Origin of the sequence: Aquimarina brevivitae (assembly GCF_004216895.1) — a bacterium.
In the GTDB taxonomy this organism is placed as follows: Bacteria; Bacteroidota; Bacteroidia; order Flavobacteriales; family Flavobacteriaceae; genus Aquimarina; species Aquimarina brevivitae.
The window spans coordinates 1,115,731-1,139,420 of sequence record NZ_SGXE01000001.1 but is presented as its reverse complement, the minus strand read 5'-3'; the positions used below and the strand labels follow the sequence as shown (position 1 = coordinate 1,139,420).

23 protein-coding genes and 1 pseudogene are annotated in these 23,690 nt (G+C 34.6%); 16 read left to right on the top strand and 8 right to left on the bottom strand.

The genetic code is table 11. From position 1 onward, the window contains the following. Window positions 1–75 precede the first annotated feature (75 nt). Together EV197_RS04835 and EV197_RS04830 are read right to left on the bottom strand one after the other, a co-directional pair. Window positions 76–990: an AraC family transcriptional regulator gene (locus EV197_RS04835; RefSeq protein ID WP_130285598.1), complete on the bottom strand. Its 915-nt coding sequence runs from the start codon at window positions 988–990 to the stop codon at window positions 76–78. A gap of 129 nt (window positions 991–1,119) precedes the next feature. Continuing rightward, on the bottom strand, window positions 1,120–2,127 hold the full coding sequence (locus EV197_RS04830; protein WP_130285597.1) for a LacI family DNA-binding transcriptional regulator: 1,008 nt from the start codon (window positions 2,125–2,127) through the stop codon (window positions 1,120–1,122). A 225-nt stretch (window positions 2,128–2,352) separates the two neighbouring features. Between EV197_RS04830 and EV197_RS04825 the strand changes: the two genes are divergently transcribed. From EV197_RS04825 to EV197_RS04795, 7 genes are all read left to right on the top strand, one after another. Next, a complete protein-coding gene (locus EV197_RS04825; protein ID WP_130285596.1) occupies window positions 2,353–2,688 on the top strand; it encodes an arsenosugar biosynthesis-associated peroxidase-like protein in 336 nt (111 codons plus the stop codon). A 100-nt stretch (window positions 2,689–2,788) separates the two neighbouring features. Beyond that, complete coding sequence (gene arsS / locus EV197_RS04820; RefSeq protein ID WP_130285595.1) at window positions 2,789–3,856, top strand: arsenosugar biosynthesis radical SAM (seleno)protein ArsS; 1,068 nt, start codon at window positions 2,789–2,791, stop codon at window positions 3,854–3,856. 6 nt (window positions 3,857–3,862) lie between these two features. Then, on the top strand, window positions 3,863–4,351 hold the full coding sequence (locus EV197_RS04815) for a rhodanese-like domain-containing protein (protein ID WP_130285594.1): 489 nt from the start codon (window positions 3,863–3,865) through the stop codon (window positions 4,349–4,351). A gap of 2 nt (window positions 4,352–4,353) precedes the next feature. Then, window positions 4,354–4,965, top strand: a complete 612-nt coding sequence (locus EV197_RS04810; protein ID WP_423190645.1) for a TIGR04282 family arsenosugar biosynthesis glycosyltransferase — start codon at window positions 4,354–4,356, stop codon at window positions 4,963–4,965. Continuing rightward, complete coding sequence (locus EV197_RS04805; RefSeq protein ID WP_130285592.1) at window positions 4,962–5,774, top strand: purine-nucleoside phosphorylase; 813 nt, start codon at window positions 4,962–4,964, stop codon at window positions 5,772–5,774. Before EV197_RS04810 ends, EV197_RS04805 begins: the two co-directional genes overlap by 4 nt. Window positions 5,775–5,826: 52 nt before the next feature. After that, window positions 5,827–6,795: an arsenosugar biosynthesis arsenite methyltransferase ArsM gene (gene arsM / locus EV197_RS04800; RefSeq protein ID WP_130285591.1), complete on the top strand. Its 969-nt coding sequence runs from the start codon at window positions 5,827–5,829 to the stop codon at window positions 6,793–6,795. Between the two features lie 22 nt (window positions 6,796–6,817). After that, the gene (locus tag EV197_RS04795) at window positions 6,818–7,612 is read left to right on the top strand and encodes a DUF547 domain-containing protein (RefSeq protein WP_130285590.1); all 795 of its coding nucleotides are present in this window, start codon (window positions 6,818–6,820) and stop codon (window positions 7,610–7,612) included. 17 nt (window positions 7,613–7,629) lie between these two features. On the opposite strand, the gene EV197_RS04790 is transcribed toward EV197_RS04795, so the two are convergent. Next, complete coding sequence (locus EV197_RS04790; RefSeq protein WP_130285589.1) at window positions 7,630–8,382, bottom strand: head GIN domain-containing protein; 753 nt, start codon at window positions 8,380–8,382, stop codon at window positions 7,630–7,632. A 537-nt stretch (window positions 8,383–8,919) separates the two neighbouring features. After that, window positions 8,920–9,321 (bottom strand): annotated as a pseudogene (locus EV197_RS17285) (acyloxyacyl hydrolase); the annotation flags it as partial. 534 nt (window positions 9,322–9,855) lie between these two features. On the opposite strand from EV197_RS17285, the gene EV197_RS04780 reads away from it, so the two are divergent. From EV197_RS04780 to EV197_RS04770, 3 genes are all read left to right on the top strand, one after another. Then, a complete protein-coding gene (locus EV197_RS04780) occupies window positions 9,856–10,608 on the top strand; it encodes a DUF547 domain-containing protein (RefSeq protein ID WP_130285587.1) in 753 nt (250 codons plus the stop codon). A gap of 152 nt (window positions 10,609–10,760) precedes the next feature. Beyond that, on the top strand, window positions 10,761–11,498 hold the full coding sequence (locus tag EV197_RS04775) for a DUF547 domain-containing protein (RefSeq protein WP_130285586.1): 738 nt from the start codon (window positions 10,761–10,763) through the stop codon (window positions 11,496–11,498). A gap of 35 nt (window positions 11,499–11,533) precedes the next feature. Continuing rightward, window positions 11,534–12,241 carry a TIGR04283 family arsenosugar biosynthesis glycosyltransferase gene (locus EV197_RS04770; RefSeq protein ID WP_242610689.1) on the top strand — a complete coding sequence of 236 codons (708 nt, stop codon included), beginning with the start codon at window positions 11,534–11,536 and terminating at the stop codon, window positions 12,239–12,241. Between the two features lie 45 nt (window positions 12,242–12,286). On the opposite strand, the gene EV197_RS04765 is transcribed toward EV197_RS04770, so the two are convergent. Continuing rightward, window positions 12,287–13,288: a glycoside hydrolase family 113 gene (locus EV197_RS04765; protein WP_130285584.1), complete on the bottom strand. Its 1,002-nt coding sequence runs from the start codon at window positions 13,286–13,288 to the stop codon at window positions 12,287–12,289. 195 nt (window positions 13,289–13,483) lie between these two features. Between EV197_RS04765 and EV197_RS04760 the strand changes: the two genes are divergently transcribed. The 5 genes from EV197_RS04760 (at window position 13,484) to EV197_RS04740 (ending at window position 20,047) form a co-directional block, all read left to right on the top strand. After that, the gene (locus EV197_RS04760) at window positions 13,484–14,785 is read left to right on the top strand and encodes an NAD(P)/FAD-dependent oxidoreductase (protein ID WP_130285583.1); all 1,302 of its coding nucleotides are present in this window, start codon (window positions 13,484–13,486) and stop codon (window positions 14,783–14,785) included. Window positions 14,786–14,818: 33 nt separating this feature from the next. Further along, on the top strand, window positions 14,819–16,402 hold the full coding sequence (locus EV197_RS04755) for a 4Fe-4S binding protein (RefSeq protein WP_130285582.1): 1,584 nt from the start codon (window positions 14,819–14,821) through the stop codon (window positions 16,400–16,402). A 98-nt stretch (window positions 16,403–16,500) separates the two neighbouring features. Continuing rightward, window positions 16,501–17,205, top strand: a complete 705-nt coding sequence (locus EV197_RS04750) for a glycosyltransferase family 2 protein (RefSeq protein WP_242610688.1) — start codon at window positions 16,501–16,503, stop codon at window positions 17,203–17,205. Continuing rightward, a complete protein-coding gene (locus EV197_RS04745; protein ID WP_130285581.1) occupies window positions 17,205–18,677 on the top strand; it encodes a cellulose synthase family protein in 1,473 nt (490 codons plus the stop codon). Before EV197_RS04750 ends, EV197_RS04745 begins: the two co-directional genes overlap by 1 nt. Further along, complete coding sequence (locus EV197_RS04740) at window positions 18,677–20,047, top strand: MptA/MptB family glycosyltransferase (RefSeq protein WP_130285580.1); 1,371 nt, start codon at window positions 18,677–18,679, stop codon at window positions 20,045–20,047. The genes EV197_RS04745 and EV197_RS04740 overlap by 1 nt, the downstream gene beginning before the upstream one ends. Here the strand turns inward: EV197_RS04740 and EV197_RS04735 are convergent. Then, window positions 20,033–20,869, bottom strand: coding sequence for a pseudouridine synthase (locus EV197_RS04735; RefSeq protein ID WP_130285579.1), 837 nt, complete (start codon window positions 20,867–20,869; stop codon window positions 20,033–20,035). The genes EV197_RS04740 and EV197_RS04735 overlap by 15 nt on opposite strands. Window positions 20,870–21,430: 561 nt before the next feature. Here EV197_RS04735 and EV197_RS04730 point away from each other — a divergent pair. Continuing rightward, window positions 21,431–21,763 carry a hypothetical protein gene (locus tag EV197_RS04730; RefSeq protein ID WP_130285578.1) on the top strand — a complete coding sequence of 111 codons (333 nt, stop codon included), beginning with the start codon at window positions 21,431–21,433 and terminating at the stop codon, window positions 21,761–21,763. Window positions 21,764–21,817: 54 nt separating this feature from the next. Here the strand turns inward: EV197_RS04730 and EV197_RS04725 are convergent, their stop codons facing one another. Together EV197_RS04725 and EV197_RS04720 are read right to left on the bottom strand one after the other, a co-directional pair. Beyond that, window positions 21,818–22,729: a geranylgeranylglycerol-phosphate geranylgeranyltransferase gene (locus EV197_RS04725; protein WP_130285577.1), complete on the bottom strand. Its 912-nt coding sequence runs from the start codon at window positions 22,727–22,729 to the stop codon at window positions 21,818–21,820. Window positions 22,730–22,740: 11 nt separating this feature from the next. After that, window positions 22,741–23,679: a mevalonate kinase family protein gene (locus EV197_RS04720; RefSeq protein WP_130285576.1), complete on the bottom strand. Its 939-nt coding sequence runs from the start codon at window positions 23,677–23,679 to the stop codon at window positions 22,741–22,743. Window positions 23,680–23,690 lie beyond the last annotated feature (11 nt).

The window sequence follows — 23,690 nt, the reverse complement described above, 5'->3', positions numbered from 1 at the left end:
TACATAAAATGAAAGTTCCAGCTGAACCCCTTCAGAATTATTACAATTTATACTTTACTTCCTATACATAGTAAACTATTGAACTGGTATACATAAGTCCACAATTGCTTTTTTCTCTGGATGATCATTGAAGTTATTGTGATATATTTCAAAAGGATCACGATCCGCTTTTTTATATCCATTTGTATTCATCCAAAGAAACAAACCAGTCCAAGATTTTTCGAATTCTTCCAATCCTATTTCGAAACGACTAACTATGCATTTTCCTGCTTCCAAGGTGGTAAACGCTACCTCATCTGACTTCTTAGCGGGTTTATCCAATACTAAACATGCGCTCATTCTAACTTTATCAGCGGGTGTTACTTTAAAACTATCGTGATAACGTGTTATCATTGTAGTTGTTGGGTTTAGAAGTCCTTGTGGCGTTGCCCATTGCATTAAGGTACTATATGCATTTTGAATATTATGCACCCCTAGGCTGGTTACATAAGCCAAATTCACTGCTGGCATTTCTTTAATTTCAATTTTTGCATTCATGGTGATCCAAGTATTAAGATTAGTTAGGGCACAAATATATTTTTCGTAATCAGGATATACTTGTCCATTCTTGCTATAGCGTTGTCTAATCTTATTATGCTTATTAGGATTTTGTTTACGAAAGCCCGTAGGGCTGACGCCAAAGTATTTTTTGAATGCCTTAGTAAAGGATGGATTATCACTATATCCATACTTCAATGCAATAACCGTAATGGATTCATTGCTATGTAAGATGTCTAAAGCTGACTTCTCTAATCGTCTCCTGGACACATATTCTTTTAAGGTTTCGGTGGTAATGTATTTAAAAATTCGATGAAAATGATAGGGAGAAAAAAAGGCAACTGCTGCGATGGTTTCCAATGACAAATCGGACGACAAATTAGCATCTATATATTCAAAAACCCTGTTTATTCTATTTATATATTCTGCTTGTATACTTTTTTTATCCGTCATTATTTATGAAATCTCTTCGGCTTTCTCAATTTAAAATTCGCTAATGTGTTACTAAGATTACGTTTAGCAGACTAGTTTCTTATCCACAAACCGGATCAAATAATCTCATCAATTACCAAGCTTCATTTGCTAATTGGTGGAGTCCCTTAGAATTAGAGAGGTTTTAATAACTTCTGTTCGCGGTGTGTAAGAATCTTTAGTGTTTTCTATATGGTCAACTAGCATTGTTACTGCCTTTGCACCCAGATCTTCTGCGTGTTGTGAAATGGAAGATAACTTAGGGTATGAGTATTTTGACAAGATTCCGTCAGAAAAGCCTATTACAGAAACATCCTCTGGAATCTTATAACCCAAACGATGACAGCTATTTATAGTTACTGCTGCGGAAGTTTCATCTAATCCCAAAACTGCATCAATAGCTGTATTCTTTAAAAAATTATATATTTCTTCTTCAGCGTGAGTTGCGTTTTTCAATGTTAACCCTTTCAAAAGCAACCCATTTTTTTCAGCAGATTGGTGTGCCCCCTCAATTCTAAGTTTTGCTACATTAAGATCACCAATAGTGGTAATAACAGCTATATTAGTACAGCCAGAGTCTGCCAAATATTGTATCGCATTGCGCGAGGCTTCGGCATCGTCAACAATCACTTTATCACAATCCATTTGATCCCATACTCGATCAAACATTACGACGGGTACTTTTTCACGTTTAAGGGCTTCATAATGATCATATTTATTTACTATTTGGGTCTCCTCGCTCAGAGCAATAATAAATCCATCTACACTACTATGATTAAGCATTTCCATATACTCCACCTCTTTATCATAGGACTCATTGGTTATACAGGTAAGTATCTTGTATCCTCTGGCAGAGGCTTCCTTTTCGATACCATTTAATGCCTTAGCAAAAAAATGATTCAAGATTTCAGGTAAAAGGATACCAATTGTTTTTGTCCTATTGCTTTTTAAACTTACGGCTAGTGCATTAGGTTTATAATTGTAAAATTGAGCCAGTTCGTGAACTCTGTTGATCGTTTTTTCACTAATTTCAGGATCATTTTTTAAAGATTTCGAAACCGTAGAGATTGACAGGTTTAATTCTCTGGCCAATTGTTTAAGCGTTACTTTTTTTCTCATAATCCCAAAATAAACGTTTTAAATATGATCATATCTTTTGTCTAAATTAAGGCTTTTCTTGGTACTTTTTAAAAATAACCATTTTCACTAAGCATTTATTTTTAAAATTTAAATTCCAATTTTCTTCTGAGACTTTCATATATTACCAATTCAATTGTTTATTATTAAGCTTTTGTAAGTTTACCTAAAATCAAACGTCAGATTAACTAATAAAGAACTACACACATGTCAAAAACATATTATGACCCAGCGGATTTAAGAAAATTTGGAAATATCACGGAATGGAGTGAAGAATTAGGAGAGAAATTTTTTGACTATTATGGTAAAGTTTTTGAAGAAGGCGCATTATCTGCAAGAGAAAAGGCATTAATTGCCCTTGCTGTGGCACACACCGAACAATGTCCTTATTGCATAGATGCGTATACCAAAGACACTTTACAAAGGGGAGTTACCAAAGAAGAAATGATGGAAGCCATCCATGTGGGTGCAGCTATCAAAAGTGGTGCGACACTGGTACATGGAGTAATGATGATGAATAAAGTGAACAAACTGGAAATGTGATATTTTTTTAATGCAAGACTTACGATCAGGAATATCACAATACCACTAATACTATCTGATAATTTCTGTTTTACCTGAATAATTAACTAAAGAAAAGAAGATGTCCGAAATCAAAAAAAAGCAATCCTTACATAAAAGAAATGATCAGCTAGCAGAGTCGCATCGGCAATTAGAAATTCTGAGCAACGGAATTTTTGCAAGTGGTGAATTACCCAAGTTTGCCGATAAAATTGCAGCATCAAATCAATTTCCGTTAAAACCTAAAAAGCTAGAGATTCTTCAGATCAATGTAGGTTATATGTGTAATCAGGTATGTGAGCATTGTCACGTGGATGCTGGACCTGATCGCAAAGAAATTATGACTAAAGAAACGATGCTACAGTGTATTGAAGTGATAAAAAACACAGGAGCTCATACTTTGGATCTCACTGGTGGTGCACCAGAAATGAATCCTAACTTTAGATGGTTTGTTGAAGAAGCTAGTAAAGCGGGTATTAAAGATTTTATTGTAAGAAGTAATTTAACCATCATCCGTGCTAATAAGAAGTATTATGACCTTCCGGATTTTTTTAAAAAACATAATATACATGTAGTATCCTCTATGCCCCACTGGACAAGAGGTAAAACAGATAAACAACGAGGAAGTGGAGTTTTTGACGCCTCCATTAAGGCGCTACAAGAACTTAATGATCGAGGTTATGGAGTGCCTGGTAGTGATCTGCGATTGGATTTAGTTTATAATCCATCTGGTGCATTTTTACCTGGAGATCAGGCTGCCATGGAAAAAGACTTTAAAAAAGCACTTTTAGAAGATTTTGGAATCCATTTTCATAACTTATTTGCCATAACCAACTTACCAATTAGTCGATTTTTGGATTATTTAATCGCTTCTGATAATTATGAAGATTATATGTATGCCTTAGTAGAAGCCTATAATCCCGCTGCGGTGGCAAGCGTAATGTGCACCAATACCATTTCAGTGAGCTGGGATGGATGGCTTTATGATTGTGATTTTAACCAAATGTTGGATTTAAAGGTAGCGAGTAAAGTAAAACATATTAGTGAGTACAATGAAGATGTACTTAATGATAGAAATATTATAATATCACAACATTGCTACGGATGTACTGCAGGCGCTGGTAGTAGCTGCCAGGGTACTGTTGCTTAATTTCATATGAAAACTTACTTGTTATTTCTAGTATTGCTTGCTCAATTTAATTATGGACAAGATGCACTGTCTGATCTTTTAAAAAGATACAATAAGGAATCTGTGCCTTATATAACTGTTGATCAGCTTCAGGAGAAACAAGATGCTATGATAATTTTAGATAGCCGAGAACCCAATGAATACAAAACAAGTCATATAAAAAATGCAGTATATGTTGGGTACCGTGACTTTTCTACAGAAAATTTAAAACGTTTAAACATTCCTAAAGATGCTACACTTGTTGTTTATTGTAGTTTAGGTATACGTTCTGAAAATGTAGCCGAAAAAATACAACAATTAGGCTATAAAAATGTATTCAATCTTTATGGAGGTATTTTTGAATGGAAAAATAAAAATTGTCCAGTAGTCAATGGATTAAATAAACCAACAGATAGTATCCATACATACTCTAAGAAATGGAGCAAGTGGTTACATAATGGTATAAAAGTATATTGATATTGAAAACCAAAAACTTACTGATTATCTTTACGCGCAATCCTGAATTAGGAAAATGCAAAACGCGATTAGCCAAAACCATTGGCGATACTGCTGCCCTGGAGGTATACAAATTTCTGCTGGATCATACGGTTACTATAACCAAAGACCTTGAGGTAGATAAACACGTATATTATTCTGAAGCGATACGAGAAAACGACATCTGGAATGAGAAGTGTTATACCAAAAAGAAACAAGAAGGAGATGACCTTGGCGAGCGTATGTACAACGCCTTTAAATCCGGATTTGATCAGGGATACAGTTCTATTATAATTATTGGTAGTGATATGTTTGACCTTAGTCAAAAAGACTTGGAAAACGCGTTTGATCAACTAAAAAATAGTCCTTATATAATTGGACCGGCACTAGATGGTGGATACTATCTACTCGGTATGAACTCCTTAAACTCAAAAATTTTCAAACAAAAACAATGGGGTACTGCCACTGTTCTGAAGGATACATTACAAGATCTTAACAAAGATCAGGTTACCTTTCTACCTGAAAGAAATGACATTGATACCTACGAAGACATTAAAAATAATTCAGCTTTTAAAATATTTTTACAACCAAAATGACAAAGTTTATTGAAGACACTGCAGATTACCTGATCAACAAAGGATTTGATAATCCTGAAACAGGCATTATCCTAGGAACAGGATTAGGTCAGCTAATTGATCATATAGAAATCTTACACGAAGTAAGCTATAACCATATCCCCAACTTTCCTACTGCTACTGTAGAATTTCACAAAGGCAAGCTTTTATACGGAATCCTAGAGGGCAAAAAAGTGGTTGTGATGCAGGGTAGATTTCATATTTACGAAGGATATACGCTGCAAGACGTAACATATCCAGTACGCATTATGCATAAATTAGGCATTAAAAATCTTTTAATTTCTAATGCCTCTGGTGCTATTAACTTAAATTTTAAAAAAGGCGACTTAATGTTATTAGACGATCATATTAATTTGCAAGGCGGGTCACCTTTAGCATTTAAAGGCGTTGAGCAACTAGGGAGTCGCTTTACAGATATGAGTACCCCATATGACAAAGTAATGAGCAACAAGTTGAAGAATATTGCCAAAGATCATAATATTACACTGCACACTGGAGTTTATGCATCTGTAGTGGGGCCGCAATTAGAAACCCGAGCAGAATATAAATACCTGAAGATCATTGGTGCAGATGCCGTAGGTATGAGTACAGTACCTGAGGTAATCGTGGCTAATCACTTAGACTTACCTGTGGTTGCCATATCCGTTTTAACTGATGAATGTGATCCCGAAAACCTTGCTCCCATTGACATTGAGGAGATTATTGCTACAGCAAACAAAGCAGAGCCCAATTTAATCACCCTCTTTAGAAAACTAGTGCGTGAAATATAACGTATATACTGAAAAGAACTAAAAATAAAATAAGATTTAATATAAATACCAAATGAGTTACTTAAATACTACCCACGATGTTTATAAAGAAGCGGCATTAACACCTGATGTAGGACTTTGCTGTACAACTAACCCTATATGGGAATTACCAGGACTCAAAATTCCGAAAATCATGCAGGAGATGAATTACGGCTGTGGAAGCACCGTACATGCCAGAGATTTAACGAACAATCCAAAAATTTTATATGTTGGTGTTGGTGGTGGAATGGAGCTTCTTCAATTTTCTTATTTCTCACGCCAAAAACATGGAGTAATCGGTGTTGATGTGGTCCAGGAAATGTTAGAAGCTTCTCGTAAAAATTTTAAAGAAGCTGAAGCTCAGAATGACTGGTTTAACAGTGAATTTGTTGATCTGAGGTTTGGAGATGCACTCAATTTACCAGTTGATGACAATAGTATCGATGTTGCAGCACAGAATTGTCTTTTCAATATTTTTAAGGAAGAAGATTTAAAAAAGGCTATCCAAGAAATGTATAGGGTACTTAAACCTCACGGTAGATTGGTAATGAGTGATCCTACCTGCGAGCAGCCAATGAATGATAAATTAAGAAATGATGAGCGGCTAAGAGCCTTATGTCTTAGTGGTAGTTTGCCTATCAAAGACTATGTTAAAGCATTAACCGATGTTGGCTTTGGAACCATAGAAATACGTGCTCGTAAACCTTATCGCATTCTTGACCCAAAAAATTATCCTACAGATGAATTAATCTACATTGAATCCATTGAAGTCGCAGCTATTAAAGATCCAATGCCAGCTGATGGGCCTTGTATATTTACTGGTAAAGCAGCTATTTACTATGGAGATCAAGACTATTTTGATGACAAAAAAGGGCATGTGCTATTAAAAAACCAACCGATTGCCGTTTGTGACAAAACTGCTAAAGCGCTGGCTGATTTAGGTAGAGATGATATTTTTATTAGCGAATCTACATTTCATTATGATGGTGGAGGATGTTGCTAGATGAATTAAAAAAATAATACTTATGAGACGTTTGCTAATTCCACTGTTTTGTACACTAATTTTTTGTCAAAGTTGTGCACTTTTAACTGCTGCTGGCATATCAAGTCAAGGACAACCCATTAAGGAAGTTCCTGAGCCCTTGACAAGCTTGCAATCCACAGATCCAAAAATTGATCACAGCCCATGGACTGCTCTATTGCAAAAATATGTAGATGAACAAGGTTTTGTCGATTATAAAGGATTCAAAGCGGATCAAGAAGCACTACAAGCATATTTAACCACTTTGTCAGAAAATCCACCGACGGAGGAATGGGCGGTTCAGGAGTTATTGGCGTATTATATCAACCTTTATAATGCCTACACGGTCGATTTAATTGTAAAAAATTATCCGGTAAAGAGCATTAAAGATATAGGTGGCGCCTGGACAAAAGCTATTGTCCCAGTTGGCGATCGTACTATGTCCTTAGGTGGTATTGAAAATGGGGTGCTACGCAAAATGAATGAACCAAGAATTCATTTTGCTATTAATTGCGCCTCTATTTCCTGTCCTAAACTTCAAAATGAAGCCTACACCGCCGCTAATATTGACGAACAATTGGATAAAGCAGCGAAGGAATTTATCAATTCTAATAAAAATGATATCACCGAAGAAAGCCCTAAACTTTCTAAAATTTTTAAGTGGTACGAAAAAGATTATGTAATTAATGGTATAAATTCGGTAGGAGCATATATCAATCGGTATGCAACTACCAAAATCAATACTGGAGCCGCGTTAAATTATATAGAATACGACTGGAATTTAAATGAACAACAGTAAATCTAATTTGACAATTATTAATCCTGATAGATAAGACGCCCTGTATACAATTCTTGTAAATCTACCACAGCAGGGCGGCTTCTAAGGATCAGATTCCCTGTGCTACGTAATTCTCCTGTTACCGATGTTTGTGGAGCAATAATGATATCGTTAGTACCTCGATGAAAAACTGAGAGTGTATTTACGTCTAATGCAGTACACTCACATCTATTATCGCCATCAAGAAAGTTTATATCCACTGCTGTTGCCCGACCATCTAAAAAGAAGTTAGATTTTCCATTGGTAATTATTGTTAATTGATCTACATCTAAGTTTAGTCTAAAATCGCCAACTTTTCGATACAAATCTTCTTCCTCTAAATCGTCTGAGGTCAAAGTTAATTCTGTAACACTCAAAACTCCTTCGCCTATAACAGGTAAACCACTAGCGTTTCGTATTTCGGTGATATCGGGAATTGTGACATATACCTTGGTAACACCATAATCTCTAACCAGATTACAACTATTTTTATTATCAATTATTAAAGTACCATTATCTACATAAACTTCAACATCATTGATAAGGTTTTCACCTGTTTCCACCCTAACACGCTGAGTACCCTGACTAATAATCAGTTGTGACCGCTGCAACACACTTATTGCATTAAAATTAACTACCTCAACTTCTTCCGTGATAATTTCCCCAGTAGTTTGTAGGCAATCCCAAGAGTTTTCTGAACCACAAGATATTAATATCAAAACTGCAATAATTATAGGTCCTATTACTTTCATACTTATTTAAATTTTTAATCCTACACCAAACTCTACTCCCTCTGCCGTGGCTCCGTGAGATTTTACTGTAGTAGCTACAAAAAAGTTTTTGTAAACCATATACTGTAATCCAATTCGGTTATACCATCTCCCCTGATATTCAAAAGGATAATATACGTAATACCCTAAATGGGTTAGTAAAGATAATTTACCAATATGTAATTCGTGTCCAAAGGCAACACCCAAGCGTTTCCAGTCCTCATCTCCCTGGATGCCATTTTCTGGAAATGCAATAGATTGGTACTTTACATATTCCTTCAAAAACTCAGCAAAAAAAGCATCTACTCCTAATTGTAATGAGCTCTTTTTATTGATTCGCTTGCTCACAAAAGCCGAGAAGGTATAAAAAGGAAAACGACCCGATCCAATAACATCCGTTTCATTAGACCCTGCTCTAAATGCAAGTATATAGGCTAAAGGTTCAGTGTATTTTAAATCTTTATCAGTAACTAAGGGTTCAGTAAGTTCATTTTGCTGCAAACTATAATTGACACCGATATTAAATGCAAACGTATTTGTACTATTATTAGGTGCTTTAGAACTTGCATTAGAATAATGAATGATCGACACTCCGCCTTCGACACCTAGGTTTTGAATGATATTACTTTTTTTATAATTAATTTTTAAATAGGTAGAACTTAATAACCTGGAACCATAAGCGTTGTTAACATAATTGGTATTTCGATCATAGGGATTTGTGGTAATTGCAATACCCTGCCCTACTCTGAATTGCAAATTATCATTAAAAAAATAAAAATTGAGATGTCCGTAAATACTGTAATTTTCACCCAGGTAGGTATTTTTCATATCCTGATGGATAAATGAAAAACCATAATCAGGATACCCATACAAACGTTCCCACTCGTGCTTTCCAATTGTTTTTTGATTAAAACTCAGCATAACTCCCTGAGGATGCGCTGTAATTAAATGGGCGATATCTGGATTATGCTCCAATATGGTTCCATAAAAATAATTTGCATCAATATCAAAAGGCGCTTTAACTTTATCCTGAGCAGTAATTGTACAAACCATAATAAGGCAGAGACAAAATAGGTATTTAGACATGGAGTTGGTTTGTATCAAATATATAAAGAAGATTCAGCTTTATATACAAAATCAATTATCACTTTAGTTTTTCTTTGTTTTTTACCTTTTTGAAACTAGCTTTTTCTTTTTATTACCAACTTTTTCATAAAGGCAGGTGTTAATGTATTACTAAAAAACAATGTTAATTGATTTTTAAAATAACAATAAAATGAAGTATAAGTCACTTATCTTCAAGTGAATAAAAATAATATTCGTCGAGAAAAATTATAAGTTCAATCATTACTTCATAAAAAAAGATGTAAGGAAGTTTTACTACTCGCTAACTAAGAATACATCCAAATAATGGATTTTAACGTATATAAGTTATTCCAACAATAGTTTACAATTATGAAAACAAAAAAACTCAATACCATAGCTTCTTTAATCTTTTTCGCCCTTACCCTAGTCGTTACCGGTCAAAACAAATTCGATCATTCTACCTGGGATCAAGCACTGATTCTTAATGTTTCTACAGATGGTCTGGTCAACTACAATGGTTTTATGAAAGATAGTTCCCTGCTATACACCTACTTTCAACAATTAACAGAAAATAAGCCCGATGCAAGCTGGTCCAAAGATGAGCAAATGGCATATTGGATTAATACCTATAACGCATATACCATCAAACTTATCATCGATAGCTACCCTGTTAAAAGTATTAAAGACCTAAAAGATCCCTGGGACAAAAAATTCTTTAAAATTGATGGCGAGTGGTTTAGCCTTAATGATATAGAGCATAAAATTTTACGAAAATTTGGTGATCCCAGAATTCATTTTGCAATAAATTGCGCGTCCTACTCTTGCCCTGTCGTTTTAAACAGAGCTTATACTGCTGCTAATCTTCAACGCTTATTAGAGCAGCAAACCAAAAAGTTTATCAACGACCCCACAAGAAATACGATAACGCCAACAGAAGTTAAAGTATCTAAGATTTTCTCTTGGTACAAACGGGACTTTAAAACAGACAATAAAGATGTAGTCGACTTTATTAACTCTTATGCTAACGTAAAAATTTCCAATCAACCCAATAAAGGATACGCAGACTATGATTGGAGTCTAAATGAAACAAAAATTAACCCCACTACCTATGTTCTGGATTAATTTCTGTTACTAATCCTGAAGATTGACGTAAACATCACTTTGTGATTACTTTAACACTATCATGAAAACCGCAGATCAAAAAGCCTCGTAAATATAGGAGAAACAAGGAACTAGAATACTTTATTCTAACTATTAAAACATATCTAGAAAACATGAAAAATATAATTACTTTACTGCTGATAAGCGTTACCTTCTCAGTAGTTGCACAACAAAAATTTGATCACTCTACCTGGGATCAGGCCGTATTACTAAACGTGTCTGAAGATGGTAATGTAAACTATGATGGATTTATGAGAGATAGCTCGCTATTATATAGATATTTCCAGGAGCTTTCTGAAAACGCGCCGGATGAAACCTGGTCAAGAAATGAGAAATTGGCGTATTGGATCAATGCCTATAATGCATACACGGTCAAACTTATTATCGATAGTTATCCTGTAAAAAGCATTAAAGATTTAAAGGATCCCTGGGATAAAGAGTTTTTTAAAATCGATGGAGAATGGTATAGCCTAAACGATTTGGAACACAAAATTTTGAGAAAATTTGGAGATCCTAGAATTCATTTTGCTATTAATTGCGCATCAATTTCTTGCCCGGTAGTATGGAATAGAGCCTATACCGGAGAAAACCTACAAAGAGCTCTCGATCGACAAACTGAAAAATTTATTAATGATCCAAAGCGAAATATAATTACGCCTAATGTCATAGTCTTATCTAAAATCTTTAAATGGTACAGAAGAGATTTTAAAGTAAATGGAGGAGATGTAGAAGATTTTATTAATCGTTATGCAAAGATTAGAATTACAGATCAAGACTCTAAGGGTTATAAAGAGTACAACTGGAATCTTAATGAAACAAAAATAGACAACTCTGCGTATGCCTTAGATTAAATACGTAATTTTAGAAATCCTAAAAAGATACTATTTTGAAGATTTCGATAGTTATACCCATATTAAATGAAGCAGCTACCATAGGTAAGCTGCTTCAACATTTACTAGATAAAGCAACCACACCAAGCGCTTTAGAAATACTGGTAGTGGATGGAGGTAGTACAGATGATTCTAAATCAATAGTTGAAAATTATTCAAAAGAACATACAACTTCTATAAAATTTATCAGTTCAGAAAAAGGCCGCGCCAAACAACTTAATACAGGAGCACGGCACGCATCTGGAGAAATTTTATATTTTTTACATGCAGACTCCTTCCCGCCTGCAGAATATGATCGCTTAATCCTTAACGAAGTACAAAACAATAATCTGGCAGGATGTTTCAGGATGAAATTTGATGACAACCACTGGTGGTTGCAATTCCTAGGATGGATGACTAAATTTAGAAGTAAAAAATGTCGTGGAGGCGATCAAAGTCAATTTATTACCAAAAAACTTTTTGATGAAATAGGAGGGTACAATGAAGAATTTATTGTTTATGAAGATAATGATTTAGTAGACCGATTATTCGACATCAATCAATTTGTTATTATTCCCAAACACATTATCACCTCTGCCAGAAGATACAGAGAAGTGGGAATATGGCGTTTACAATACCATTTTTTAACCATTCATCTCAAAAAATGGATGGGAGCTTCATCCGAAGAACTCTATCGCTATTATAAAGAAAGAGTAGCCAACTAATTGCTCATAAAATCCTTATGGTTTTCGTTTAATTGTTAATGACCCTTATTTATTGGAGGAGTACAACTGCCGGATCAAGTCCTCCGCAGGTTTATTTTGTATTGTAAATCGATTATTGTTGTTACCACCCGCTTCATTGTGATTATGAAACCATTTCCATAAAAAACCTCCTGCAAACCAATCCTCTTGCCAAAACTCATGATGAATAGCAGCTAAAGCATTCTTCTGTGCTTCCAAATTGATATCATTTTCAGATCTGCTTGCATCCCAAGGCCTTTTACCCGTATAATGAACACTTCGGTAACCATATTCGGTAAACAAAATTGGTTTTTGGTGTTTATCGGAAAAATCTTGCAGGTTTACTTTATGTTTTTGCCATCCTTCTTTAAATTCAGAAATGGTTGGAGATTGTTTATCTGTTACCGGAAAATAGGCATCTACACCTATGTAATCCAATTTATCCCAAATAGCTGTGTTACGATATTGGTCCCAATTTTCTGCATAAGTTAATTCTCCCTTATATACCTTTTTAATATCGTCAATTAACTGATTCCAATACTTTGGCCTTTGCTGCACAAATTTTTCTAATTCAGTACCGATACATAGTAACGGTACATCCATCTTCTTGGCCAACTCAGCATAAAGCATAATAAATTTTCTATACGATTTTTCAAAGGCAATCCAGTCTGATTCGCTTTTCATTGCAATCAAACCCGTAAATTCTCCTTGCCAAACCCAGAGTTGTGGCTTCAGCATAACCTGAATCTTTTTAGCATTAAGTAGCGCAATAGTTTTCTTTGCACCTTCTCTGCGTTCTCCCCACCATTGTCGCTCGATATTAAAAATAACTTCAGGAGAATCTGTTTTTTTTACAAAACCATAAGGCATCACTGCTGCCCAATTTGCATTAAGCTTCACTACGGGATCTACAGCAGTAATTGTAATTTCTTGTGGAGCAGCGACAAAACTCACTCCATTAATTTTTGATTTTTGTCCTTGGCAATTTAAAAATAGTAACACAAGAAGTAGCCCAAGTAATTTATTCATCCTTTTTTTACAGTTAAAATACAACATTTTAGCCTAAGCCTATATCTAGGAGATGTATTTACGGCCTATGTTATGCAAAACTTACATTACTTCTTCTTTTAGATCAATTCTAAATTAGATTCTAACATTAAGTTTTTATATTTAATACCGACATAAGGATACAATGAAGTATCAAGCTAATCAACACCCAATTTTATGGAACATGTGGTAATTATAGGCAATGGTATATCTGGCGTCACGGCGGCCAGGCATATCAGAAAAATGTCTGATAAAAGAATAACAATAATCTCTTCAGAAACAGAATATTTCTTTTCGCGCACCGCTTTGATGTACATCTATATGGGGCATATGAAATTTAGCCATACCCAACCCTATGAAAATTGGTTTTGGAAAAAGAACAATATCGAATTAAGAAAAGCTTTTGTAGAAAAAGTAAGCACCGAAAATAAAACTTTACAGTTTTCTGACGGCGATACATTGCACTATGACACTTTGATTATCGCTACAGGTTCAAAGCCCAACAAGTTTGGTTGGCCTGGTCAAGACCTAAAAGGTGTAATGGGGATGTATCATAAGCAAGATTTAGATCAACTTGAAAAATACGCTCCAAATCCCAATAGTTGCAAGCGAGCTGTAATTGTAGGCGGTGGATTGATAGGTATTGAACTTGCAGAAATGTTGAGAAGTAGAGATATCCCAGTTACCTTTTTGGTAAGAGAAAGTAGCTTTTGGAACGGCGTGTTACCTGAAGGAGAAAGTGCAATGATCAACAGACATATTGAACAACATCACATTGACTTACGACTATCCTCAAATCTTAAGGAAATTATTGCTGATGATCAAGGTAAAGTAAAAGGAGTGGTTGTTCAGGAAACTGGAGAAGTAATTGATTGTAATGTTGTGGGACTCACTGCCGGTGTTACTCCAAATATTGATTTTTTAAAAGATTCTAATATCGAACTAGGCAAAGGTGTTAAAGTAAATCGTTTTTTAGAAACCAATATCCCTGATGTATATGCCATTGGGGATTGTGCTGAGCAGCACGAAGCCATTGGACTGCGTAGACCCGTAGAGGCTGTTTGGTATACCGGTCGAATGATGGGAGAAACCGTTGCACAAACCATTTGTGATAATAGGATTGCCTATAACCCAGGGCACTGGTTTAATAGTGCTAAATTTTTAGATATTGAATATCAAACCTATGGTTGGGTATTTGCCAAACCTAAAGAATACGAAGCCCAATTTCATTGGAAACACAGTGATGACACCAAATGCATCACCATCTCTTATCATAAAAACGATCGAAGATTTTTAGGCATCAACACCTTTGGGATAAGAATGCGCCACGAAGTATTTGATCGGTGGTTAACAGAAGAAAGAGATGTGGACTATGTCATCAAGCACCTTACTGAGGCCAATTTTGATCCTGAATTCTATAAAAAGTATGAAGAAGAAATTAGCCTTTCTTTTCAGAATTCTCAACTACAAACTACCTAAACCTAACTAAAACGAAGCAACAAATAAAAAGATATGAATACTAAAATAGATCATAGCCTGTCTTTGGCCAGTCCTGAACCCAAAGGATTATCAACCATACAGAAAATAGCTGTTGCCGTGGGCATTGCTGGATTAATCATACTGCTATTAGCGGTTTTTAATGTAGACTTTCCTAACAGAGCTATTGCACTCACCTTATCATTAATTTTGATTACTATCGGTACCGTTCTGTTTTCTAATAATGCCTATTTAACTACATCCGAAGGCATTAAAAATGACGGGGTATGGTTTAAGTCCATATCCTCTAGAGGTTTATTGGGTTGGATCGCTGGAGTTGCTTTAACTGGTTTTTATATCATACTGTATTTTTACCCTCAATTTCTAGGACAAACCGCTGCAGATAAACCCAATACCGGTTTAATAGCGCTATTTGATCCATTGAGCTACTTGCTAAAAGGACAACCCGCTAGTCAATGGTTTGTGTATGGAACATTATATACTGTGGCTATACTTGTTTTTGGATATAAATTTTTATTGAAATATCGACACAATCGCTATCAGCAACTAAGAACGGTGTCTGTAATGTTTTTTCAGTTAGGGTTTGCTTTTCTTATACCAGAGTTTATGCAAGCCTTAAATTACCCGTACTACGATTTTAAAAACATGTGGCCGCTAAATTATTATTTCTTTTATGATTGGAATATCAATGGGTTTTTAAATAGCGGTACTGTAGGCTTTGCAATGTTACTTTTTGGTATACTTTCTATTTTTGTGATCTCTCCCTTTTTGACCTACAAATATGGCAAACGTTGGTATTGCTCATGGGTTTGCGGTTGTGGAGGACTAGCAGAAACTGCTGGGGACTCATTTAGACAGCTTAGCAGTAAAAAATTAGCGGCTTGGAAATTCGAAAGATGGTCCATACATACCGTATTGGTATTTGCAGTAGTTATGACAATAGCAGTACTGTATAGTTATATTGGCAAAAACCCCGAAAAAAGTTTTATGACAAAAACTCAATTTGTTTGGGGAGTTGTTACTTTTCTTTCTTTGTTATTCGCAGTAATTATGATCTACCGCAGAAATAGATTGGATAAAGATGCAAAATTTGCTGGTGGTGCTGTTTTACTAACTATTGTAGGCGTGTTGCTTATGAATCATTTTTCCGAAGGCAATTCTATTTTCTTTGTTAAAGATTACAAACTACAAAAAGCCTATGGATTTGCTATTGGTTCAATTTTTTCAGGAGTAATTGGTACCGGTTTTTATCCCATCTTAGGTAATAGAGTTTGGTGCAGATTTGGATGTCCTATGGCAGCTATTTTAGGAGCTCAGCAAAGACTTTTCTCTAAATTTAGAATTACAACTAATGGTGGGCAATGTATTTCTTGTGGTAATTGCTCTACTTATTGCGAAATGGGTATCGATGTACGCGCTTATGCACAGAAAGGAGAAAACATCGTTCGCTCTAGCTGCGTGGGATGCGGAATTTGTGCTGCTGTTTGTCCCAGAGGAGTACTAAAATTAGAAAATGACCAGCTCGAAGGAAGAATAAATTCTAATGAAATTTTATTGGGTAACGACGTCAACTTAATGGATTATGTTAATAATAAATAATAATTGATTAAAAGCGCTCATTTTTAGTAATCTAATGTATATTTGCCGACTTAATTCCTGGGCCCCAAATAAAACTGCCAATAGGAAATTGAAGCTGAATGTATAAAATGGAATCGCCTGTTATCAATGTTATTATACCCGCATTTAATGAAGAAATGTCGATCGGGTTGGTGATTGATGATATTCCAAATATAGTCTCCGAAATTATTGTAATCAATAATGGATCTACAGATCAAACCGAAACAGTGGCAAAAAAACATGGCGCCACCGTACTCCAAGAATCAAGAAGAGGTTATGGTTATGCCTGTTTGGCTGGCTTAGCCTACATTGATCAAAAAAAGAGCAAACCCGAAATTATTGTATTTTTGGATGGGGATTACAGTGACTATCCGCACGAGCTTACTAAATTAGTTGCACCTATAATTAATGATGACATTGATTTGGTAATTGGGTCTAGAACTAAAAATTTAAGAGCCTCTGGTTCGATGACCCTTCCACAGGTTTTTGGAAATTGGCTAGCTACCAGATTAATGAAATTTTTTTTTAATGCTAAATTTACGGATTTAGGACCCTTTAGAGCCATCAAATATGATAAATTGATATCCCTCGGCATGCAGGATAAAACCTACGGTTGGACCGTAGAAATGCAACTAAAAGTGTTAAGAAAAAGTTACAATTATACAGAAGTGCCTGTGAAATATAAAAAGAGAATTGGTGTCTCAAAAGTTTCAGGAACCATAAAAGGTGCTATATTTGCAGGCGTAAAGATATTAAGTTGGATATTTAAATATAGCTTTACATAATGGATATTGCTATCATCATAACCTACACTCTAGCCCTGCTGATTATATTTTTATATAGTCTAGCACAGCTAAACCTATTAGTGAATTATCTAAAAGCAAAAAAGCAACCAGATAATTCACCTAAGTTCGACTTCTCAAAAGAAGAGGAAATCCCTTTTGTTACCGTACAACTCCCCGTATTTAATGAGTTATACGTAATGGAAAGGCTTTTAGACAACATAGCTGAACTAGAGTACCCGAGAGAAAAATTAGAAATTCAAGTCCTTGATGACTCCACAGACGAATCTGTAGAGAGTACTGCAGTACATATTGAAAAGTTAAGAGCTACTGGCCTGGATATTCAACATATCCGCAGGAAAGATCGAAAAGGTTTTAAAGCTGGTGCACTTAAAGAAGGACTTAAAATTGCTAAAGGTACTTATATCGCTATTTTCGACGCCGATTTCTTACCTGGTAAGAAGTGGTTAAAACAAACGATTCCTTATTTTAAAGATGAAAACATTGGTGTAGTTCAAACCCGTTGGGGTCATATCAATCGAGACTACTCCATGCTTACAAAGATACAAGCCTTTGCCCTGGATTTTCATTTTACCATGGAGCAAGTTGGTAGAAACTATAAAGATCATTTCATCAATTTTAATGGAACTGCTGGTGTGTGGCGCAAAAAGTGTATTGAAGATGCCGGTAACTGGCAAGGTGATACTCTTACTGAAGATTTAGATCTAAGTTATAGGGCTCAGTTAAAGAAATGGAAGTTCAAATATTTGGAAGAAGTAGAAACTCCTGCAGAATTGCCGGTAGTGATTAGTGCTGCGCGTTCACAACAATTTAGATGGAATAAGGGAGCTGCAGAAAACTTTCAAAAACTATATTGGAAGTTACTGAAAGACAAGTCTGTACCATTCAAAACTAAGTTTCATAGCTTTTTTCACCTTTTGAATAGTAGTATGTTCTTACTAGTGCTTTTAGTTGCTGTACTTAGTGTACCGGTAATGTATATTAAAAATAGTAATCCAATGTTCAGTTGGTACTTCAACGTTATTGCATTTTTTGCACTAAGTACCGTAATCTTCTTTTTCTGTTATTGGCATACGTTTAAAAAAATTCACGGTGGCGGTTTCTGGAACTTTTTAGAATACGTAAAGATATTCTTTACCTTTTTCTCCATAGCCATGGGCTTTTCGGTTCATAATTCTATGGCAGTATTAGAAGGACATCTAGGTAAGAAAAGTGAATTTGTACGTACGCCAAAATTCAATGTTAAGTCACTAAAAGACAACTGGAAAGGTAATAAGTATATCAATAAAAACATATCAGGAAACACCGTTTTAGAAGCTTTACTAATGGGATACTTCGGCTACGCCTTGTATAGTGCCTTTAAACTTCAAGATTTTGGTCTGTTTTTATTTCATATTATGCTTTTCTTTGGATTTGCCTTTGTTTTCTTTAAGTCTGTGACCTCTAAAATGTAATGTTACTGGAGAGAAAATATAAGTACCTTCTTTCTTATCTCCTAATTACATTTTTATCTTGCCTATACATTGTATTTGCATATAAAGTACAGCGGACTGATTTTATTGTGCTGATTTCCATTTGGTTGAGCGCTTTTCTGCTATCGTATACATTACTTAAAAGTGCTTCGGGTAATTTTACAACATTAGTTGTTGCAGGTCTATTATTCCGGATTGTTTTTATAGTCGCCATACCCAATTTATCACAAGATTTTTATCGATTTATCTGGGACGGAAGAATGCTATTAGCTGGATATAACCCCTACCTTTCATTACCTGAAGAATGGATCACATCAGGTAACACTCCTATTCCTCAAGCCAATATACTTTATGAGGGTATGGGCGAATTAAACGGAAGCCACTACACTAATTACCCACCTTTAAGTCAATTATGTTATGTAATCGCTGCGCTATTAGCTGGCAAAAGTATAACTGGATCTGTAATTGTGCTTAGAGCATTGATAATTCTTGCTGATATAGGTATCTTAGTTGTTGGCAGAAAATTACTCATCGCGCTAAACCTAAAAGAATATCGAATATTCTGGTATTTCCTCAACCCATTTATCATCATCGAATTAACAGGAAACCTTCATTTTGAAGCGATTATGATTTTCTTTATTACATGGGCAATTTATCTTTTACACAAAGGCTTATGGGTATGGGCTGGCATTGTTTTAGGTCTCGCTGTTTCAGTTAAATTAATACCGCTATTATTTCTACCCGTATTCTTTCAAAAGTTTGTAGGCACCTCAAATAAAAAAATATCAAAATCTGGTATTCTTAAGTTTACTGCATTTGTTCTGATGACGCTCGGTACAGTCCTCTTGAGTTTTTTACCCTTCTTATCTTATGAATTTATTGAAAACTTTACTCGAACCTTAAGATTATGGTTTCAACGCTTTGAGTTTAATGCAAGCATTTATTATATCATAAGATGGATTGGTTATAAAATAGTGGGGTGGAATATCATTGAGACCGCAGGAAAGATTTTGCCTTTTATTACTCTATGCTTTATTCTTTTACTTTCATGGATCAAAAAAAACAGTACTACCAAACAACTGATCACTGGATGCCTGCTAGGTTTAAGTTTTTACTATTTTTTATCTACCACTGTTCACCCTTGGTACATAGCTGTTCCGTTAGTCCTATCAATTTTTACCAATTATAAATTTGCCATCGCCTGGTCCATAGCCGTAATATTAAGCTACACAGCCTATCTCTCCCCAGATTTTAAAGAGAATTTATGGCTAATTGGATTAGAATATAGTATAGTTTGCGTAGTGCTTTATTGTAATCTAGCGAAGCCTAAAACGCTATTAGATCATCTTTAGGTTAATCACTTCTTGTTCGGTTAGTCTTCTCCATTTACCTCTAGGCAGGTCCTTTTTAGTCAAGCCGGCAAAAACTACACGGTCCATTTTTAAAACATTGTAGTTGAGATGCTCAAATATTTTTCGAACAATTTCATTTTTTGAGGATTGTAACTGAATACCAATCTCCTTTTTAGTACCGCCTTCAACAAAACTTACCTCATCTACTCTTATAAAACCTTCTTCCAATTTTATACCTCCCGAGATTTTTTCAAAATCTTCAGGTTTAAAATTACGATCCAATTCTACGTGATAAATTTTACGGTATTCAACTCTGTGGTTTGTCAATTTCTTCTCCAACTGATCGTCATTGGTAAACAATAATAAACCTAATGAATTTCTACCTAGTCGGTCAACAGGTTTGATTCTCGATCGTGTAGCGTTTGCCACCAATTCCATAACGGTTTTAGACTTCTCTAAACTTGTTGAAGTTATATAACCTTTAGGTTTATTGAGAAGAATATATTCCTTTTTTTCGGGTGTAATTGATCGTCCGTCAAACTTCACTTCATCGGTGAGTTTCACCTTATAACCCATTTCAGTAACCGGCTTACCATTTACCCAAACATTACCCGATTGAATATATAGATCAGCTTCTCGCCTAGAACATATCCCACTATTAGCAATATATTTATTTAGTCGAATTTCGTCGTTATTGGATTTTTTATGGGCTGTAGTGGATTTTCGTATAGGGGCGTTTCCTCTCGCAAAAGACTTATCCCTTGCTTTTCCTCCTTGTCGCCCACTGCTCTTTCCTTTATCTCTGCTTCCTCCTCTACTCATAAAATTATTTTTTTGCAAAGATAGTTTTTTATGTTATGTAAATAAATAATTCGCTGCTAAATGCTAAAGGTGAGTACCCATTATTTTACAATCATATCTCAGCTTTATATAAATGTTTTTTAACGCTTTACGTTTTATTGAAGTATCCCCGAATAGCTTCATCAATTTTAATGAATTTAACCGTTAAAATCGATAAATAAGAATATTCAAAAAATACATCTTAAATCAATATCTCAAGTTAAAAGGTTAATATTTTTTGATTGTATAATCATATGGTAATATTAAACCAACTCAATTTTTGCATTATTAATGATGAAAATTTCATTAAACTAAAAATAATGTATCACATCCCTTTAAAGCATTATTGAAAACTCATCAAAACACAGAAAGTTGCTAGTGAAAAATCAATATTTAGTTATTGTTAACCATTGATATTGTTTACGTTATCATAAAATTTTGTACACGTATCGATAACACAATTAAAGCCAGACCAATCCCTTTCTAAACTATCTTTGAACCAACATTAAATCTTAAAACTGAACAATTTAAAAAACTTAAATCATGAAAAAAGTAACCATTATTGCGCTATTCTTGATGAGCTTATCCAACTCATTTGCTAACAACAATCCAAAAAATCCTGAACAAATACTAAGACAAGAAATAGCTGTATTATTAGAAAGTCCGGATTTTAAAGTAGAAAAAGCAGAGCTGACAGCTAGGATTGAATTTACCGTGAATAATAAAGGAGAATTTGTTGTGCTTACTGTAGCTTCCGAAGAAAGTGTTGTTGAGGATTACATCAAATCGCGATTAAATTATAAAAAAACTAATGCTAATCTTAGAACTACTAGCAAGGTTTTTAAAATAAAACTTAGAATAAAAAAAGACAGTTAAATACTTGAATAACCTAGTATTATGCAAAGAGCAGTCTTTTCGAAAGGCTGCTTTTTATATCCACGATATACGATCTAAAATCATATGAACATCGATTAGCACTATGCTAAATACCCCTAGCACAATTATAAATTTAAGTATAAAATGTAACCAAACATACTGGATTTTATCTGTAGAACGCCATAGTCCTATTAAAAAGATTAACAATAAAAAAACAGATAAGTAAAAATACATATACATATACCCCACTTCATAGTAAGCTAGCAAGAGATAGATGGGTAGCAAACAAAATAAGGTAAGTGTAGTTATGATATTTTTAGACATTTGCTCTCCATAAACAACCGGAACCGTTTTGTAATTTTGTACCAAATCTCCTTTTAAGTTTTCGAGATCTTTAGTCATCTCTCTAACCATTAAAATCAGTCCCAAAAATGTAGCGTGTACAAATATGACTTCCTCAAAATTTTTATAGTAAATAAATACGGCAAAAAACGGGGTTATAGCTAAGAGAGATGCCACTACATTACCTACAATAGGATAACGTTTCAACTTATGTGAATAAAACCATATCCCAAAAACATAACCAGTAAAAAATAAAACCGCTTTAAAAGAAATGTAACTTGCTAAAATAACCGATAAGAAATTAAGTATAAAATAGACTGTTAACTTGGTTTGTTGGCTTATAAACTTATCCAGTAATGTTTTTTGTGGGCGATTTATTAAATCCTTTTCTTTATCGTAGAAGTTATTGATAATATAACCCGCTGCTATCACACCTGCAGTTGCAAGAACAATAACTAGTAAATTAGGGTCAAAAATTACTTGGCTAAGTGGTAAGTCTGGGGATAAGATGAAGATAGAAGTTAAATACTGGGCTAAGATAATAACCAAAATATTGTAGCCCCTAACGGTTGAAAACAAGCTCAACAACTTTAGCAGCAAACGCTTGCGCTTCCTGGAAAGCATACGGTAAGTATTTAGAAATTATAAACTACCTCAAGTTTGTAGTCTTTTAACGCCTCTTGTGCTTTAGCGTAATCCTGTGTAAATCCAAGGATATAACCACCACCACCAGAACCACAAAGTTTAAGATAATAATCATTAGTTTCAATTCCTTGCTTCCATAGTTTATGGAATTGCTTAGGAATCATAGGCTTAAAATTATCAAATACTACATTAGACAATTGCTTGATATTTGAAAATAATGACTTGATATCTCCTTTAAGGAAATCATCTACACAGGCATCGGTATGCTTTACAAACTGGTTTTTAAGCATATTTCTGAAACCTTCTTGCTTCATATTTTCCATAAATATACTTACCATAGGTGCAGTCTCACCAACAACTCCGCTATCCAATAAGAAAACAGCGCCCTTTTTATTTTGTTCTGTACTTTGAGATGGAATTCCTGCTGGCTCTATATCATCCTTTGAGTGTATAAGAATAGGTAAACTAAGATAACTGTTTAAGGGATCTAATCCTGAGCTGTTACCATGGAAGAAAGATTCCATTAAACCGAAAATTTCCTTTAACTTTAACAGTTTATCTCTGGTAAGGTTTTCTAAAACCGTAATTTTATCTTTTGCATAGTTATCGTAGATCGCAGCAACAAGGGCTCCACTACTCCCAACACCATAGCCTTGCGGTATACTACTATCAAAGTACATACCTTTGTCAATATCTTTTTGTAACTGATCTAAATCAAAGTTAACCACACCCTTATCTTCAATAGTAGCAAGGTAATTAGCAAAATTGGCTAAACTTTTATTAGACTTGATAGCTTTATCATCTGGGTTATCCGAGACTTTAAGGGCGCCTTTATAAAAATTATAGGGTATAGATAAGCCTTTAGAATCTTTAATGATTCCATACTCACCAAATAAAAGAATTTTAGAATAAAATAACGGTCCCTTCATTATGCTATTTT

Bases quoted from the DNA above. Each gene is read 5' to 3' on its own strand.
- EV197_RS04775 (WP_130285586.1), top strand. From the start codon at position 10,761: ATGAAAAATATAATTACTTTACTGCTGATAAGCGTTACCTTCTCAGTA.
- EV197_RS04795 (WP_130285590.1), top strand. From the start codon at position 6,818: ATGAGACGTTTGCTAATTCCACTGTTTTGTACACTAATTTTTTGTCAA.
- EV197_RS04825 (WP_130285596.1), top strand. From the start codon at position 2,353: ATGTCAAAAACATATTATGACCCAGCGGATTTAAGAAAATTTGGAAAT.
- EV197_RS04765 (WP_130285584.1), bottom strand. From the start codon at position 13,288: ATGAATAAATTACTTGGGCTACTTCTTGTGTTACTATTTTTAAATTGC.
- EV197_RS04760 (WP_130285583.1), top strand. From the start codon at position 13,484: ATGGAACATGTGGTAATTATAGGCAATGGTATATCTGGCGTCACGGCG.
- EV197_RS04780 (WP_130285587.1), top strand. From the start codon at position 9,856: ATGAAAACAAAAAAACTCAATACCATAGCTTCTTTAATCTTTTTCGCC.
- EV197_RS04815 (WP_130285594.1), top strand. From the start codon at position 3,863: ATGAAAACTTACTTGTTATTTCTAGTATTGCTTGCTCAATTTAATTAT.
- EV197_RS04740 (WP_130285580.1), top strand. From the start codon at position 18,677: ATGTTACTGGAGAGAAAATATAAGTACCTTCTTTCTTATCTCCTAATT.
- EV197_RS04735 (WP_130285579.1), bottom strand. From the start codon at position 20,869: ATGAGTAGAGGAGGAAGCAGAGATAAAGGAAAGAGCAGTGGGCGACAA.
- EV197_RS04725 (WP_130285577.1), bottom strand. From the start codon at position 22,729: ATGCTTTCCAGGAAGCGCAAGCGTTTGCTGCTAAAGTTGTTGAGCTTG.
- EV197_RS04830 (WP_130285597.1), bottom strand. From the start codon at position 2,127: ATGAGAAAAAAAGTAACGCTTAAACAATTGGCCAGAGAATTAAACCTG.
- EV197_RS04745 (WP_130285581.1), top strand. From the start codon at position 17,205: ATGGATATTGCTATCATCATAACCTACACTCTAGCCCTGCTGATTATA.
- EV197_RS04805 (WP_130285592.1), top strand. From the start codon at position 4,962: ATGACAAAGTTTATTGAAGACACTGCAGATTACCTGATCAACAAAGGA.
- EV197_RS04730 (WP_130285578.1), top strand. From the start codon at position 21,431: ATGAAAAAAGTAACCATTATTGCGCTATTCTTGATGAGCTTATCCAAC.
- EV197_RS04720 (WP_130285576.1), bottom strand. From the start codon at position 23,679: ATGAAGGGACCGTTATTTTATTCTAAAATTCTTTTATTTGGTGAGTAT.
- arsS (WP_130285595.1), top strand. From the start codon at position 2,789: ATGTCCGAAATCAAAAAAAAGCAATCCTTACATAAAAGAAATGATCAG.
- EV197_RS04835 (WP_130285598.1), bottom strand. From the start codon at position 990: ATGACGGATAAAAAAAGTATACAAGCAGAATATATAAATAGAATAAAC.
- EV197_RS04755 (WP_130285582.1), top strand. From the start codon at position 14,819: ATGAATACTAAAATAGATCATAGCCTGTCTTTGGCCAGTCCTGAACCC.
- EV197_RS04750 (WP_242610688.1), top strand. From the start codon at position 16,501: ATGTATAAAATGGAATCGCCTGTTATCAATGTTATTATACCCGCATTT.
- EV197_RS04790 (WP_130285589.1), bottom strand. From the start codon at position 8,382: ATGAAAGTAATAGGACCTATAATTATTGCAGTTTTGATATTAATATCT.
- arsM (WP_130285591.1), top strand. From the start codon at position 5,827: ATGAGTTACTTAAATACTACCCACGATGTTTATAAAGAAGCGGCATTA.